Annotated in this window: 18 protein-coding genes; 11 read left to right on the top strand and 7 right to left on the bottom strand. The window is 72.6% G+C overall.

Annotated elements, in window-relative coordinates; genetic code table 11:
- The first annotated feature begins 35 nt into the window (after positions 1–35).
- Positions 36–1,526 (top strand): glycoside hydrolase family 3 N-terminal domain-containing protein, encoded by a 1,491-nt coding sequence (locus AB0B68_RS27335; RefSeq protein WP_357263669.1) that lies wholly within the window; start codon positions 36–38, stop codon positions 1,524–1,526.
- A 9-nt stretch (positions 1,527–1,535) separates the two neighbouring features.
- On the opposite strand, the gene AB0B68_RS27330 is transcribed toward AB0B68_RS27335, so the two are convergent.
- The gene (locus AB0B68_RS27330; RefSeq protein WP_357202622.1) at positions 1,536–1,823 is read right to left on the bottom strand and encodes a GNAT family N-acetyltransferase; all 288 of its coding nucleotides are present in this window, start codon (positions 1,821–1,823) and stop codon (positions 1,536–1,538) included.
- Positions 1,820–3,046 (bottom strand): cysteine desulfurase-like protein, encoded by a 1,227-nt coding sequence (locus tag AB0B68_RS27325; protein WP_357202619.1) that lies wholly within the window; start codon positions 3,044–3,046, stop codon positions 1,820–1,822. Before AB0B68_RS27325 ends, AB0B68_RS27330 begins: the two co-directional genes overlap by 4 nt.
- 96 nt (positions 3,047–3,142) lie before the next feature.
- On the opposite strand from AB0B68_RS27325, the gene AB0B68_RS27320 reads away from it, so the two are divergent.
- From AB0B68_RS27320 to AB0B68_RS27290, 7 genes are all read left to right on the top strand, one after another.
- A complete protein-coding gene (locus tag AB0B68_RS27320; RefSeq protein ID WP_357202615.1) occupies positions 3,143–3,508 on the top strand; it encodes a hypothetical protein in 366 nt (121 codons plus the stop codon).
- Positions 3,509–3,567: 59 nt separating this feature from the next.
- Positions 3,568–4,389, top strand: a complete 822-nt coding sequence (locus AB0B68_RS27315; protein WP_357263666.1) for a DUF1206 domain-containing protein — start codon at positions 3,568–3,570, stop codon at positions 4,387–4,389.
- A gap of 83 nt (positions 4,390–4,472) precedes the next feature.
- Positions 4,473–5,660, top strand: a complete 1,188-nt coding sequence (locus AB0B68_RS27310; RefSeq protein ID WP_357202609.1) for a mechanosensitive ion channel domain-containing protein — start codon at positions 4,473–4,475, stop codon at positions 5,658–5,660.
- Between the two features lie 513 nt (positions 5,661–6,173).
- Positions 6,174–6,608 (top strand): phage holin family protein, encoded by a 435-nt coding sequence (locus AB0B68_RS27305; RefSeq protein ID WP_357202606.1) that lies wholly within the window; start codon positions 6,174–6,176, stop codon positions 6,606–6,608.
- Entirely contained in the window at positions 6,605–6,979 is a 375-nt protein-coding gene (locus AB0B68_RS27300) for a DUF3618 domain-containing protein (protein ID WP_355007247.1), read from the top strand. Before AB0B68_RS27305 ends, AB0B68_RS27300 begins: the two co-directional genes overlap by 4 nt.
- Positions 6,976–7,248: a DUF4235 domain-containing protein gene (locus tag AB0B68_RS27295; RefSeq protein ID WP_357202603.1), complete on the top strand. Its 273-nt coding sequence runs from the start codon at positions 6,976–6,978 to the stop codon at positions 7,246–7,248. The genes AB0B68_RS27300 and AB0B68_RS27295 overlap by 4 nt, the downstream gene beginning before the upstream one ends.
- 287 nt (positions 7,249–7,535) lie before the next feature.
- Positions 7,536–7,739 carry a cold-shock protein gene (locus AB0B68_RS27290; protein ID WP_030338233.1) on the top strand — a complete coding sequence of 68 codons (204 nt, stop codon included), beginning with the start codon at positions 7,536–7,538 and terminating at the stop codon, positions 7,737–7,739.
- Between the two features lie 121 nt (positions 7,740–7,860).
- On the opposite strand, the gene AB0B68_RS27285 is transcribed toward AB0B68_RS27290, so the two are convergent.
- Positions 7,861–8,052: a hypothetical protein gene (locus AB0B68_RS27285; RefSeq protein ID WP_357202600.1), complete on the bottom strand. Its 192-nt coding sequence runs from the start codon at positions 8,050–8,052 to the stop codon at positions 7,861–7,863.
- Positions 8,053–8,140: 88 nt separating this feature from the next.
- A complete protein-coding gene (locus tag AB0B68_RS27280; protein ID WP_357202597.1) occupies positions 8,141–9,124 on the bottom strand; it encodes an aldo/keto reductase in 984 nt (327 codons plus the stop codon).
- Positions 9,125–9,207: 83 nt separating this feature from the next.
- Between AB0B68_RS27280 and AB0B68_RS27275 the strand changes: the two genes are divergently transcribed.
- Both AB0B68_RS27275 and AB0B68_RS27270 read left to right on the top strand, forming a co-directional pair.
- Entirely contained in the window at positions 9,208–10,002 is a 795-nt protein-coding gene (locus AB0B68_RS27275) for a trans-aconitate 2-methyltransferase (RefSeq protein ID WP_357263662.1), read from the top strand.
- The gene (locus AB0B68_RS27270; protein ID WP_357263659.1) at positions 9,999–11,021 is read left to right on the top strand and encodes an adenosine deaminase; all 1,023 of its coding nucleotides are present in this window, start codon (positions 9,999–10,001) and stop codon (positions 11,019–11,021) included. Before AB0B68_RS27275 ends, AB0B68_RS27270 begins: the two co-directional genes overlap by 4 nt.
- Before the next feature lie 251 nt (positions 11,022–11,272).
- Here AB0B68_RS27270 and AB0B68_RS27265 read toward each other — a convergent pair whose 3' ends face one another.
- Positions 11,273–12,676, bottom strand: a complete 1,404-nt coding sequence (locus AB0B68_RS27265) for a HAMP domain-containing sensor histidine kinase (RefSeq protein WP_355007253.1) — start codon at positions 12,674–12,676, stop codon at positions 11,273–11,275.
- Between the two features lie 29 nt (positions 12,677–12,705).
- Positions 12,706–13,395 (bottom strand): response regulator transcription factor, encoded by a 690-nt coding sequence (locus AB0B68_RS27260; RefSeq protein WP_091401712.1) that lies wholly within the window; start codon positions 13,393–13,395, stop codon positions 12,706–12,708.
- A 73-nt stretch (positions 13,396–13,468) separates the two neighbouring features.
- Here AB0B68_RS27260 and AB0B68_RS27255 point away from each other — a divergent pair, with 73 nt between their 5' ends.
- Positions 13,469–14,392, top strand: coding sequence for an ADP-ribosylglycohydrolase family protein (locus AB0B68_RS27255; protein WP_357263656.1), 924 nt, complete (start codon positions 13,469–13,471; stop codon positions 14,390–14,392).
- 158 nt (positions 14,393–14,550) lie between these two features.
- Here the strand turns inward: AB0B68_RS27255 and AB0B68_RS27250 are convergent, their stop codons facing one another.
- Positions 14,551–14,865 (bottom strand): hypothetical protein, encoded by a 315-nt coding sequence (locus tag AB0B68_RS27250; RefSeq protein WP_357263653.1) that lies wholly within the window; start codon positions 14,863–14,865, stop codon positions 14,551–14,553.
- Between the last annotated feature and the right edge of the window lie 86 nt (positions 14,866–14,951).

The raw sequence follows: 14,951 nt of genomic DNA, 5'->3' as shown, positions 1-14,951 counted from the left end.
CCGGTGATCGATCTCGATCACTGCGAGGGAGTGGCGTGACCACTTCCAACGGGCACCTCTCGGCGCTCGCCGCCGCCGTCCTGCAACCCGGCTTCGTCGGCACCACCCCACCGCCCTGGGTGTGCCGCTGGCTCGGCGAGGGTCTCGGCTCGGTGGTGCTCTTCGCCCGCAACGTCGTCGACACCGAGCAGGTGACTGCCCTCACCGCGACGCTGCGCGCGGAACGGCCGGACGTCATCGTGGCGATCGACGAGGAGGCCGGCGACGTCACCCGGCTGGAGTCGGTGCACGGCAGCTCCCGGCCCGGCAACTTCGCCCTCGGCGCGGTCGACGACCCGGGGCTGACCGAGGCCGTCGCCCGGGACCTCGGCGCCGAGCTGGCCGCGGCGGGGATCACCCTCAACTACGCCCCGGACGCCGACGTCAACTCCAACCCGGCGAACCCGGTGATCGGCGTCCGCTCCTTCGGCGCCGACCCGGTGCTCGTCGCGCGGCACACCGCCGCCTGGGTCCGCGGGCTCCAGGCCGGCGGCGTCGCGGCCTGCGCCAAACACTTCCCCGGCCACGGCGACACCCGGGTCGACTCACACCACGACCTGCCCCGGATCACCGCCGACCGGACCCGGCTGGACGCCTGCGAACTGGCCCCGTTCCGCGCCGCCGTGGCCGCCGGGGTGCAGGCGGTGATGACCGGTCACCTGCTGGTGCCCGCGCTCGACCCGCACCTGCCGGCGACGTTGAGTCAGCGCATCCTGGGTGGGTTGCTCCGCGACGAACTGGGCTTCTCCGGTGTGGTGGTCACCGACGCGATGGAGATGCGCGCGGTCGCCGACCGGTACGGCTTCGCCGGGGCCACGGTCCGCGCCCTCGCCGCCGGGGCCGACGCCATCTGCATCGGCGGTGAACGGGCTGACGAGCAGGCCGCCCGCGAGTTGCGCGACGCCATCGTGGCCGCCGTCGTCTCCGGCGAGCTGCCCGAGGAACGTCTCGCCGAGGCCGCCAAGCGCGTCGGTCAACTCGCCGCCTGGACGGTGGCCGCCCGCAACTCCGGCTCGGCCGGAGCGCGCGCCGCCGCCGACGTCGGGCTGGTCGCCGCCCGCCGGGCCGTCCGGGTCACCACCGCCCCGGGTACGACGGTCGCGCTGCCCCTGACCCGCGCGGCACACGTCGTCGAGTTCGAGCCGCCGCGCAACATCGCCATCGGCGCCGAGACCCCGTGGGGCATCGGCGGACCACTGACCGAGCTGCTGCCCGGCACCAGCACGGTCCGTTACGCCGAACCCGACGTGCCGGCGGACCCGGGCGCCGGGGCAGGCAGCCGCCCCCTGGTCCTGGTCGTCCGTGACCAGCACCGGCACGACTGGATGCGGGCCGCCGTGCACCGCGCGTTGGCCGCCCGGCCGGACGCCGTCGTGGTCGAGTTGGGCGTGCCCGAGCTGGTCACCGGGGCGGTGCACCTGGCCACCCACGGCGCCACCCGGGCCAGTGGACGGGCCGCCGCCGAGGTGCTCACCGGCGCCCGCTGACCGCCCGCGTTACGGGAGGTCGGCGACCAGGTCGGCGTACTCGGGGTGCTTGTCGATGAACGCGGCCATGAAGGGGCACTGCGGCACCACTGTCGTGCCGCGTGCCCGGAGCTGGTCCAGGGTGCCGCGGATCAGCGCGCCGCCCACCCCCTTGCCCTGAAAGCCCCGGTCCACCTCGGTGTGGGTGAAGACCAGCACCTCACCGCGCGGCAGGTACGCGGTGAAGCCGGCCAGCGCGTCGTCGACAAGGATCTCGAAGCGGTGCTTCGCCGGGTTGTCCTCGACCAGGGTGCTCATCCGGCCATTCTCCCCGCCGGCTCGGCCAGCGCGTCGAGTTCGCCGAGCAAACGGTCCACCTCCTCGGCGGTGTTGTAGTGGTAGATGCTGGCCCGTACCGCGCCGCCGCTGTCGCGCAGACCCATCAGCTGGAAGTACTCGTAGGCGTAGTAGTCGCCGACGGAGAGGCAGAACCCGGCGGCACCCAACGCCTCCTGGGTGGCCGCCGGGGACATCCCGGCGACCCGGAACGAGACCGTCGGGCAGCGCCGCGCCGGAGAGCCGTAGACGGTGATCGCCGGCCGCTGCGCCAGCCCGGCGAGCAGCCGGTCCAGGAGCGCCTCCTCGTGCGCCTGAGCGGCGGCCAGCCCGGCCCGCAGCCGGTCCCGCCGGTCCCCGACCGCGTCCGGGTCCAGCCCCGCCAGGTGATCCACCGCCGCGGCCACGCCGGCCAGCAGCGGGAAGCTCGGCGTGCCGTACTCGAACCGGTCCGGCACCGCGTCGGAGGACGGCACCAGCTTCGCCGGGCGCAACGCCTCCCACCGGGCCGGGTCCGCCACCATCGCCGCCAGGTGCGGGCCGGACCACTTGTACGCGCTGGTGACCAGCACGTCGGCGCCGAGCGAGGCCAGGTCGGTCGGCCCGTGCGGCACCGAGTGCACCCCGTCGACGTGGACCAGCGCGCCGACCGCGTGCGCGGTCTTGGCGATCGCCGACACGTCCGGCATGGTGCCGATGGCGTTGCTGCCGGCGGTCACCGCGACCAACCGGGTCCGCTCACCCACCAGGTCCGCGTACTGGGCCGCGGGCAGCTCACCGGTGTGCCGGTCGACCTCGGCCCAGCGCACCGTCGCGCCGGCCGCCTCGGCGGCCTGCACCCACGGCCGCACGTTCGCGTCGTGGTCGAGCCGGGACACCACCACCTCGTCGCCCGGGCGCCAGGTCGCGCCGAGCGTGCGGGCCAGGGTGTACGTCAGCGCGGTCGCGCTCGGGCCGAGCACCACCCCGGCCGGGTCGGCGCCGAGCAGATCGGCCACCGCCGAGCGGGCCTCGGCCACCAGCTCCAACGACCGGCGGCCCGCGACGTTGGCGGCGCTGCGATTGCCGACCGCCGACCGCATGGCATCGGTGACCGCGTCGATCACGCCGGCCGCGGTCTGGGTGCCACCGGCACCGTCGAAGTGGACGAAGCCCTCGGTCAGGGCGGGGTACGCGGCCCGGGTGCGGGCGATGTCGAACGGCATGTCCCGGACCCTAGCCGGTGCTCCCCGCACCTTCCCCGGCCGCCAGGTGATCACCGTTCGGCGTTGATCTCGCGGTTGTCTCGTACTCTTGGCGAGGTGACGAACAGACCCGCCACCTTGCCCATTCCCCCCGTCCGCCGCGCCGCCGGTCTCTTCGCCGGTCTGGCGCTCGGCCTCGCCGTGCTCGCCGGGTGCAGCTCCCAGGGCGCCTCCACCGACTGCGCGCTGGACGCCTGCACCGTCACCTTCGAGCGGGGTGTCGACGCGAGGACAACCATCCTCGGCGTCGAGGCCAAGTTGGTCGGCGCCGAGGGTGACCAGGTGACCGTCGAGGTCGCCGGTGAGCAGCTCACCCTCACCACCGGCCAGCAGGCCGCAGAGGCCGGCGGCTTCGCGGTCACCCTGGACAGCGTGACCGACCAGCAGGTCAAGATTCGCGTATCGCGCAACCCGGGCAGCTGACCTGAGCGGGTGGCGGTGGCCGACGTTTGGGAATCTTCAGATTCGGAGATTGTGACGACATGTCACTCACCCGTAGCGCCGAAGCCACCGCCTCCCGTACGGCGGACAGCCGGTGGCTGGAACTCCTCGCCCGGGCCGGCTTCATCGGCTACGGCGTCGTCCACCTCCTCTTCGCCTGGTTGGCGTTGCAGATCGCGTTCGGTACGTCGTCCGACGACGGCGACCAGTCCGGCGCGCTGCGTACCCTCTCCGCACAGCCCCTCGGCAAGTTCCTGGTCATCGCCGTCGCGGTCGGCCTGCTCGCGATGGCGATCTGGCAGGCGCTGGAGGCGGCGGTCGGGCACCGCGCCGAGCGCGGCAAGGAGCGGGTCATGGAACGGGTCGCCTCGGCGGGCCGGACCATCGTCTACCTCTACTTCGCCTGGACCGCCTTCAAGGTCTTCAAGGACGCGGGGTCCAACAGCGCCGACCAGCAGGAGGCGTTGACCGGCAAGCTGATGACCTCCAGCGGTGGCCGCTGGCTGGTCGGCCTCGCCGGGTTGGTCGTCGCCGCGATCGGCATCGGCCTGGCGATCTACGGTGCCCGGAAGAAGTTCGAGAAGCACCTGAAGACCGGCGAGATGAGCCCGAAGACCCGCCAGCTCGCCCGCCGGCTGGGCATGGCCGGATACATCGCCAAGGGCGTCGCCTACGGCATCGCCGGTCTGCTGGTCATCGTGGCGGCGGTGAACTACGACCCGGAGAAGGCCCGTGGTCTGGACGCCGCGCTGCACACCCTGCAAGAGCAGTCGTACGGCACGTTCCTGCTGACCCTGGTCGCCCTCGGCATCGCCGCCTTCGGCGTCTACTGCTTCCTCCAGTCCCGGTACCGCAAGGTCTGAGCTGGTCGATTCTGAGGATGACGGGCACTCTTGGGCTTTTGCCCGGAGTGCCCGTCGTTTGATCGAAGGGAAGCACCGAAGCCGTGCAGAACTATCTCGAAACGGCCGTCGCCGCGCTCGTCGCGGCGGCGGTCGCCCTGTTCCTGGTCGAGGTCGTCCACCGGTTGACCCGGCGGTTCGGCCGCCGGTCACTGCTGTTGACCGAGTTGACCGACCACGCCCACCGCCCGTTCCAGGTCGCCGCGACGGTCCTGGCCGTGCAGTTCGCCGTCCGCTTCAGCACCGGGTACGCGGTCGGCGAGGGCTGGCGGCGGCTCCTGCTGCACCTGCTCATCCTCGGCGTCATCGCCGCACTGGCCTGGCTGGTCGCCTGCCTGCTGGTCGTCGTGGAGGACACCGCGCTGGCCCGGTTCCGGGTCGACGTACCGGACAACCGGCACGCCCGACGGGTACGGACCCAGGTGGTCATGCTGCGCCGACTGACCATCGCGGTGATCGTCATCCTGGCCGTTGGCGTGATGCTGATGACGTTCCCCAGCGTGCGGGGCATCGGCGCCGGTGTGCTGACCTCGGCCGGTGTGGTCGGTGTGGTGGCCGCGCTCGCCGCACAGAGCCTGCTCGGCAACGTCTTCGCCGGCGTCCAGCTCGCCTTCAGCGATGCCGTCCGGCTCGACGACGTCGTCGTTGTCGAGGGGGAGTGGGGCCGCATCGAGGAGCTGACCCTCAGCTACGTCGTCGTGCAGATCTGGGACGACCGTCGGTTGATCCTGCCCACCTCGTACTTCACCAGCAAGCCGTTCCAGAACTGGACCCGGACGGAGGCGGCGGTGCTCGGCACCGCCGAGTTCGACGTCGACTGGGCGGTGCCCGTGCAGACCATGCGCGAGGAGCTGCGCCGCCTCGTCGAGGGCACCGAACTGTGGGACGGACGGGTCTGCGTCCTGCAGGTCACCGACGCCACCGGCGGGACGGTCCGGTTGCGCGCGCTGGTCAGCGCCGCCGACGCCGGCAGCCTGTGGGACCTGCGCTGTCTCGTCCGGGAGCACCTGGTCGCCTGGATCCGCGACAACCGCCCGACGGCGATGCCGCGGCTCCGCACCGAGCTGGGCGACGCCAACAGCAACCTGTCCTGGCAGTGGGTGCAGCCGAGGCGGCCGGCCCGCCGCCTGTCCGACACCGAGGCGCCCGACGACGCCCGTGTCTTCGGTGGCAGCGACGACGGGGACGCCCGAAGCGAAGCCTTCGTAGGCCCCGAAGAAACCCGCCCCTGACACCCCGCCCCTGACACCCCGCCCTGACACCCCGCCCTCGCACCCCGCCCCGCCTAGCGCCCTGCCCCACCTCGCGCCCCGCCCCTGCCCGGCCCCGCCCCTGCCCTGCCCTGCCCCGCAAGATCGTGCAACTTCCTGGTTGTAGTGGCCTCCATCCCCGTCGAGGCCACTACAACCAGGATCGAGCGCGATCTTGCGCGACAGACCTCGACGATCATGGCGTTGACGGGTGGGTATGCCTGGTTTGCCCCCGACAACCTCATGATCACCGCTGCGAGAGGGGCGGGAGGGGCGGGGTGGGGTGGGAGCGGGAGTGGGTGGTTGGTTTCGGAGGTTTGGTTGGGCTTGGGTGGGGGATGTGCTGCCTGACGTCTCTGGCGTGATCGTGGCGACTGGCGGCGGATCAGCGGCGCGGCGTCCGGACAAGCGGGACGGTGAGCTGGCTGGCGCGCTTTAGGATTGACGAGCGACGACTTCGGGCATACAGCGCGGTGATGAGGAAAGGAGGACAGCATGGCTGACGTGGCGAAAGCCCGCACATCCCAGAATGGGAGCGAGCCCTCCACCGCCGAGTTGGTGCAGCGGGCCACCGAGCAGATCTCCCGCCTCGTACGGGACGAACTGACGCTGGCCCGAGCGGAGTTGACCCAGAAGGGTAAGCACGCGGGCATCGGGATCGGCCTGTTCGGCGGCGGTGGCGCGCTCGCCTTCTTCGGTCTGGGTGCGCTCATCGCCACGGCGATCCTGTTGCTCGACCTGGTGTTGCCCGCCTGGGCGGCGGCGCTGATCGTGGCGGTGGCGTGTTTCCTGGTGGCCGGCATCCTGGCCCTGGTGGGCAAGAAGCAGGTCAGCCGTGCTGTCCCGCCGGTGCCTGCGGCCACGGTCCGTAGCCTCCGGGCAGACATGGACACCGTCACTGCCGCGGTGAAGGACAGGGGGCGGCAATGACGGGTAACGGGACCGGCGACACGGAGGCACTCCGCGAGGAGATCCGTCGCACCCGGGTCGAGTTGGGCGAGACGATGGAGGCGTTGGCCGCCAAGGCCGACGTCAAGGCGCGTCTCAAGGAGTCCGCCGAGCAGGCCAAGGAGCGGATGCGGGAGCAGGCGGCGCAGACCGTCGCCCGGGTCCGCGGGCAGGCCGCGCGTGGCGCCGGAATGGCGCGGGCGCAGGCATACGAAAAGGGCGAGTTGGTACGCGCACAGGCGTACGACAAGAGCGAGTTGGTGCGCCGCAACCCGGTGCCGTGGGCGGCCATCGCGGCCGGCGCGGTGGCCACCGTGGTGGTGCTGATGATCGTGCGGGGGAGGCGTCGGTGAGCAAGAAAATCGGCAGGGTCGCGTACCGGCCGGTCGGCGTGTTGTTGGGTATCGCCGCGGGCACGGTGGCCGGGGCGATCTTCCGGCAGGTCTGGAAGGTCACCGCGGGCGACGGTGAGGCGCCCAACGCGACCGACGAGGATCGCGGCTGGGGCGAGATCCTGGCCGCCGCGGCGTTGCAGGGCGCCATTTTCGCTGTCGTCCGGGCCGCCGTGGACCGGGGTGGCGCGGTCGGCGTACGCCGGATGACCGGCAGTTGGCCGGACTGACCAGCAGCGACTTCAGCCCCCTTCCCGCATCGATGGGAAGGGGGCTTTCGCATGGCATCGCACGCCGCCCAGCGCGCCTGAGGCATCCGTCAGGTCACATGTCGGAGAAATTCGTCGGAGAGGTCGTGACAGACTTTTTACCTCCGTGATTTGCTGGTCCCCGCTGTTGCGAGATGGCGTGGGTTGAGAGAAGTCTCCTTCGTGGGGCCGCCTCAGGCACCGCTGCTCAAAAACGGCCAATCGGCCGGACGGCGTGCACGGCCGCCAGTTTTTCGAGGGAGATACACATGGCTCAGGGAACCGTGAAGTGGTTCAACGCTGACAAGGGCTTCGGCTTCATCACCGTCGATGGTGGGGGTGCTGACGTGTTCGTCCACTTCTCGGCCATCCAGACCAGCGGCTACCGCTCGCTGGAGGAGAACCAGCGGGTGGAGTTCGAGATTGCTCAGGGTCAGAAGGGCCCGCAGGCTGAGCAGGTCCGTCCCATCTGAGTAGGACGGCCGGCCCCCGCCGGCCAGTGGGACGACCCGGCTCACGGGTCACGGTAAAGCCCCGCATCCCGGTTGGGATGCGGGGCTTTCGCCTGCTCAGGCTCGCCGCTGCGGCGAGCGGTCAGCGTCGACGCGAGCGCAGGCCGAGCCAGAGCACGACCAGCCCAGCCAGCGTCACGATCGGGCCGATCACCGCCCAGATCTTCTCGTCGGTCATCACGCTGCCGCTGACGTAGCCGAGGCCCTGGACCGTCCACACCGCACCGATCACCACGGCCAGCAGGCCGAGGGTGAGCGGAAGCCAACCTCTCATCGCGTCCCCTCTCCGCCGCCCGGGGCGGCGCGCCGCCGTCCAGCATCGCCGGCCGGATGGCGTGACGCGAGCACCCCGGGCGCGCGGGTCACCACCGGTCGTGCACCTGCGGGCGGATCAGCTCGTCGTAGGTGTCGCGGACGGCTGCCAACTGCTCGTCGGTGAGCGGGGACAGGTCCGCCGCGGCGGCGTTGCGTCGGGCCTGGTCGGCGTCGCGGGCGCCGGGGATGACCACTGTGACGCCCGCCTGGTCCAGCACCCAGCGCAGGGCGAACTGCGCCATCGTGCGGTCCGCGTCGACGAGCGGGGCCAGCCGGCGTACGGCGGCCAGACCTCGATCGAAGTCGACCCCGGAGAACGTCTCGCCGACGTCGAAGGCGGCGCCGTGCCGGTTGTAGTTGCGGTGGTCGTCGGCGGGGAACTCGGTGTGCTCGTCGTAGCGGCCGGAGAGCAGGCCACTGGCGAGCGGTACGCGGGCGATGATGCCGACGCCGGCTGCCGCCGCGGCCGGCAGCACCTGCTCCAGGGGCTTGTGGCGGACCGCGTTGAGGATGATCTGAACGCTCGCCACCCCCGGTCGGGCGATCGCGGTGAGGGCCTGGTCGCAGGTCTCGACGCTGACTCCGTACCCGGCGATGGCCTTCTCGGCGACGAGGGTGTCCAGACCGTCGAAGACCTCGTCGGAGGCGAAGACCTCGGTGGGCGGGCAGTGCAACTGGACCAGGTCCAGGGTGTCCATGCCCAGGTTGGCCCGGGAGCGGTCGGTCCACTGCCGGAAGTTGGCCAGGGTGTACGCCTCCGGCCGCTGCTCGACCCGGCGGCCCATCTTGGTGGCGACGGTCAGCCCGGCGTCGGGTCGGGTGCGCAGGAAGCGGCCGATCAGCTGCTCGCTGCGGCCGTCGCCGTACACGTCGGCGGTGTCGAGGAAGGTGACCCCGGCGTCGACGGCGGCGGCGAGCACCGCCATCGCGTCGTCCTCGCTGACGGTGCCCCAGTCGGCGCCGAGTTGCCACGCGCCCAGGCCGACCGCGCCAACGGTCCGGCCGAGCCGGTTGAAGCTGCGCTGTTCCATGCCCCGAGCCTAGTGATCGGGTTGCCACCCTGCCACGCGAGCCGTACCGTCAGCAGTACGGACGTACGGTTTGGGGGGCGACCATGTGGGATCCGACGACCTACCTGCGCTTCGGCGACGAGCGATCCCGGCCGTTTCACGACCTTCTCGCCCGGATTCCGGCCGAGCGCCCCCGGGCGGTGGTCGACCTCGGCTGTGGCCCCGGCCAGCTCACCGCCATCCTCGCGGAACGCTGGCCGACCAGCCGGGTGCGCGGCCTCGACTCCTCAGCCGAGATGATCGAGCGGGCCGAGACCCTCGCCGCGCCTGTCGACTTCGCGGTCGCCGATCTGCGCGACTGGCGTCCGACCGGCGACGACGACGTGGTGGTCAGCAACGCGGCCCTGCAGTGGGTTCCGGGCCACCAGGAGCTGCTGCGCCGCTGGGCCATCGATCTGCCCGCCGGCGCCTGGCTCGCCATGCAGGTCCCCGGCAACTTCGCCGCCGACTCGCACCGCGCCCTGCGCGAGGTCGCCGACCGGCCGACCTGGCGCGCCGAGGTCGCCCCGCTGCTGCGCGCGGACCCGGTCGACGACCCGGCCGACTACGCGGCGTTGCTGACCGCCGTCGGCTGCGCGGTGGACGCCTGGGAGACTACCTACGTGCACCTGCTGCCGGCTCGACCCGCCGCCGAGCACCCGGTGCTGACCTGGATGGAGGGCACCGCGCTGCGCCCGGTCCGGGCCGCACTGGACGCAGCCGGCTGGTCCGCCTTCCGGGCCGAGCTGGGAGTACGGCTCAGCGCGGCGTACCCGGTGCGGCAGGGTCAGGTGTACTTCCCGTTCCGCCGCGTCTTCGTCGTCGCCCGCACCGGCGACCATGCTCAGGAGAATCCGTGACCGACCTGTCCACCTTCATCGCCGGCCTACCCAAGGTGGAGCTGCACGTGCACCACGTCGGCTCCGCCCTGCCCCGGACCGTCGCCGAGTTGGCGGCGCGCCACGAGGGGCGCACCCCCGTGCCGGCCGACCCGGACGCGCTCGCCAGCTACTTCGAGTTCCGCGACTTCGCGCACTTCGTCGAGGTCTACCTGAGCGTCGTGGATCTCATCCGCGACCCGGAGGACGTCTGGATCCTCACCCACGAGGTGGCCCGGGAACTGGCCCGCCAACAGGTCCGGTACGCGGAGCTGACCATCACCCCGTACTCGCACGTCCGACGGGGCATTCCCGCGCCGGCGTTCTGCGAGGCCATCGAGGACGCCCGCAGGCGCGCCCTGACCGACTTCGGCATCGAGCTGCGCTGGTGCTTCGACATCCCCGGGGAGGCCGGCCTGCCGGCAGCCGAGGAGACGCTGCGCATCGCGCTGGACGAGCGCCCGGACGGGCTGGTCAGTTTCGGTCTGGGCGGCCCGGAGATCGGCGTACCCCGACCGCAGTTCCGGCCCTACTTCGACCAGGCCCGCGCCGCCGGGCTGCGCTCGGTGCCGCACGCCGGGGAGACCACCGGGCCGCAGACCGTCTGGGACGCGCTGAACGAGTTGGGTGCCGAGCGGATCGGGCACGGCATCTCCGCCGCGCAGGACCCGCAGCTGCTCGCGTACCTGGCCGAGCGGCAGATCGGGATGGAGGTCTGCCCGACGTCCAACGTGCGGACCCGGGCGGTCGCCACCCTCGATGAGCACCCGCTGCGTCAGCTCGTCGACGCCGGGCTGCTGGTCACCATCAACTCCGACGACCCGCCGATGTTCGGCACCACCCTCAACGACGAGTACGCGGTGGCCGCCCGCCTGCTCGGTGTCGGCGCCGACGGATTGGCCGGGCTTGCCCGCAACGCGGTGACCGCGTCCTTCCTGGACGCCGCCGGCCAGCAGCGGATCCTCGCCGAGATCGACGCGTACCTCGCCACCGCGGGCTGAGCTGGACTGCCGCTCGGATGCCGGTCGGGCCGGCTGGTTGAGCAGGGCGCGCGGCGGGAGCGTGGGTGTGGGGGGACCTGTGACTCCCGCCGCGCGCGCGGCTCCACCGGCCGTGGGTGCGTGGTGCGCTCGGCCGGTGGAACTGGTGGGTTCGTGCCCTGAATCCTGTCAGCCCACGGCCGATCCAACGCGGTCGTTAACCGCGATCTAAGGAAGACTTGCGCCGGCGCACAGCCCCGGGCCCGGCGGGGTCAGTCGTCGGTGGGGCGCTGGCGGGGCCAGCGACGTGCGGTGGCCTTCGTGTCGCGGGCGTCGCGGGCCATCCGACCGACCAGACCGAAGCGGCTGACCTGCCGGGGCGTCGCCTCCGGGTCGGCGAGCAGCATCACCACACTGGCCCCGCCCAGCCGGGCGCGGTCGATGCTCACCGAGCCGTTGGCCTGCAACGCGACCCGCTTGGCGATGTCCAGCCCGAGCCCGGTCGAGCCCTGGTCACTGGCGCCGCGGCGCAGCGCGCGGTCCGGGTTGGCGATGCCGGGGCCGGCGTCGTCGATCCGGATCGCCACGTAACCGTCACGCCGGGACACCGCCACCTCGAACGCGGTGCCCTGCGGGGTGTAGCGGAAGACGTTGCCGATGACCGCGTCCAGCGCGGCGGCCAGTTCGGCCCGCGGCACCGGCGCCGGGATCCGCAGCTGGGCACCGTTGACCCGGTGCGGCCGGTTCTGGTCGCCGGCCAACGCCGCCCAGAACACCATCCGGTCCCGGACCACCTCGCTGACGTCGCACATCGCCGGCCCGGCCTCCAGCGCCACCGTCTTGCGGGTGGTCTTGATCAGGACGTCGATCTCACCCTCCAGGGTGACGATCGCCTGCCGGATCCGCCGGATCCCCCGCAGCCGGTCCAACTCCGCCGGGCTGAACGAACCCACGCTGGTGTCGTCGGACTCCAACGCCTCCGCGTCCAACCGCAGCACCGTCAACGGGGTACGCAGACGATGCGACAGGTCGGCCACCAACTCCCGCTCGTCGGTGCGGGCGGCGTCCAGGCGGTCCGCCATCCGGTTGAAGGCGTACCCGGCCTCGGCCAGCTCGCGCGGACCGGTCGGCTCGACGCGTACGCCGAGGTCGCCGTCGCCGATGGAGAGCGCGGCCTTGACCAGACCGCGGGTGGAGTCCACCGCGCGGGCAGCGACCCGGTCGACCACCAGCACCGCCGCGCCGGCCATCGCCGCGCCGACAGCGAACAGCAGCAACCAGGTGCCGCCGGCGCCCTCGCCCAGCGTCGACTCCGGAAGGAACACCTCGACCACTGCCGTCCGGTCGCCGAGCACCACCGGGTCGAGCCGGGCCACACCCCCGTCGACGTCGACGACGAGCGACTGGCGTTCGGAGCGGGCCCGGTCCAGGTCGCTGCCGCTGGCCCGACCAGCGGATTCGTCCAACCCCAACCCGTGCACCACGGGCCGGGTGGGTGCGCCCTCGGCGCTGGCCACCATGGCACGCTCGACGACCGCCGGGTCGGTGCTGACCGCCAGCGCGCCGGTCACCAGCGCGCTGCGCCGGGCCGCGTCGGCGATCGCCTCGTCCCGGCTCTGCTCGCGCAGGCTGAGCCCGAGCGGGATCAGGAACGCGAGCGCGACGAGACTGCACATGCCGGCCGTGAGCAGGGCCAGCGCCGTCCTCAGTCCGGTGCCACCAGCCGGAATCCGACCCCCCGCACGGTGCGCAGGTAGCGCGGCTTCGCCGCGGACTCGCCCATCTTTCTGCGGAGCCAGTACAGGTGAACGTCGATTGTCTGATCCTCGCCGACCGATGGCTGCCGCCATACCTCCTCCAAGAGTTCCCGGCGGGACACTACCCGCCCAGGTCGTGCGGCGAGATACGCCAACAGGTCGAATTCCTTGCGGGTCAGCGCCAGCGGCTCCCCGTCGAGCTGGGCGCTGCGCTCGCCCACGTCCACCCGCAGCCCGCCGACGCTGTGCACGGCGGGCTGCACGGACCGACTGGCCCGGCCGGCCCGGCGCAGCACTGTGGTGATCCGGGCATCCAGGTGTGCGCCGGTGAACGGCTTGACCATGTAGTCGTCGGCGCCGGCCCGCAGCAGCTTGACCACCGACTGCTCGTCGTCGCGGGCGGTGGCGATGATGATCGGAACGTCGGTGATGCCGCGCAACATCCGCAGCGCGTCCGAGCCGTCCAGGTCGGGTAGGCCGAGGTCGAGCACCACCAGGTCGGGTGTCTCCGCGGCCACCCGACGCAGGGCGTCCAACGCCGTACCCACGGCGTGCACGGCATGCCCCCGGTCGGTGAGGGACCGCAACATCGCGCCGCGTACGACGTGATCGTCTTCGACCAGGAGCACGGAGGCCACGACAAGACCGTACTTGGCCTGGCAAGTTGATCGCGTTGCGGCGTGCCTGGCAACCGGGCAAGCTGGTACGACGATGTCGTTCACCCTGTTCGCCGATGCCCGCCTGGCGCTCGCCCGGGACAGCCTCGCCGGTCTCTCCACCGGTGACGCGCTCGGCGCGCAGTACTTCCTGCCGGTGCCGGCGCCAGTGGATCTCACCGCCGACGCGCTGCCGCCGCCGCCGCCCTGGGAATGGACCGACGACACCGAGATGGCCTGCTCGGTCTTCGCCCAGTTGGCCGACTTCGCCGGCATCGACCGGGACCGGCTTGCCCTCTCCTTCGCGCAGCGATGCACCGAGCGACGAGGCTACGGCGCGGGCGCGATGCTCATCCTGGGGCTGATCCGCGCCGGCACCCCGTGGCCGCTGGCCGCCGCCTCAGCTTTCGACGGGCAGGGCTCCTGCGGCAACGGCGCGGCGATGCGGGTCGGCCCGCTGGGCGCGTACTTCGCCGACTCGACAGCGCGCGCCGCGGCACAGGCGCGCGCGTCCGCCGAGGTGACGCACGCGCACCCGGAGGGGATCGCCGGGGCGGTCGCCGTCGCCGTCGCCGCCGCGCTGGCCGCCCGGGCCCGCCTCGACGGACACCGGCCCGCCCCGGAGCGGCTGCTCGCCGGGATCGCCGCCGCGCTCGACCCGGGCACCGAGGTGCATCGGGGCGTACACCGGGCGGCCGGGCTGCTCGGCCGGCCGTTGCCCCGGGTGGTGGCGGAGCTCGGCAACGGCTCCCGGGTGACCGCCCAGGACACCGTCGGGTTCACCCTCTGGGTGGCCGCCACCCACCTCGACGACTATCCGGCGGCCATCGAGACGTGCGTACGGGCCGGTGGTGACGTGGACACCACGGCGGCCATCGCCGGAGCGGTGGTAGCGGCGCACACCGGCGTCGGCACCCCCGGCGGGGTGCCCGCGCAGTGGCTGGCCGCCCGCGAACCGTTACCTACCTGGCTGCCCTGAGCACCCGGGGCTGCCCTGGCCGGCCGGGGGTTGCCCCTGTGCGGGCTGCCCTGCGCTGGCGCCGCCCTGGGTTTGGGCGGCCCGCGATCAACTCGGCTTCCTGCAAATCGGGCCGTCCGGGCGGCGGGGATGCCGCGGTTTCCTGGAAGCCGAGTCGATCACCGCGATGCCGCGGAGACAGCGGGCTGTGGGTCGGTCTTTGCGGTCCTGTCCGCGCGGCCGGTTATCTCGGCCAGGGTCGCGGCCGCATCGGGCGTCGCGGCCTCGTCCGGGTCGCCGGTCACCTCGGCGAGCGCGGTGGCCTCTCCCGGGTCGCGTCGGCGCCACCGGCTGAGCAACCAGCCGATCGCCGCGCCGCCGCCCAGGCCGGCGAGCAGGCCGGCGGCCAGCAACCCGTCGGCACTGCCCTCGTCGGCACCGCCCGATCGGGCCGGCGGTGCCGCGTCTGCCCCGTTGTCCGGAGCATCAGGCACACCGGCAGCATCGGGCACGCCGCCGGACGTGCTCCAGGCAGGCGCCGAGCGCGTTGGAGTTGAGCCGGCTGCGGATCTGCGCCGCC

Origin of the sequence: Micromonospora sp. NPDC049049 (assembly GCF_040649115.1) — a bacterium.
Lineage (GTDB): Bacteria > Actinomycetota > Actinomycetes > Mycobacteriales > Micromonosporaceae > Micromonospora.
The sequence above is the reverse complement of the archived record's forward strand: the minus strand, read 5'-3'. Positions and strand labels throughout refer to the sequence as shown.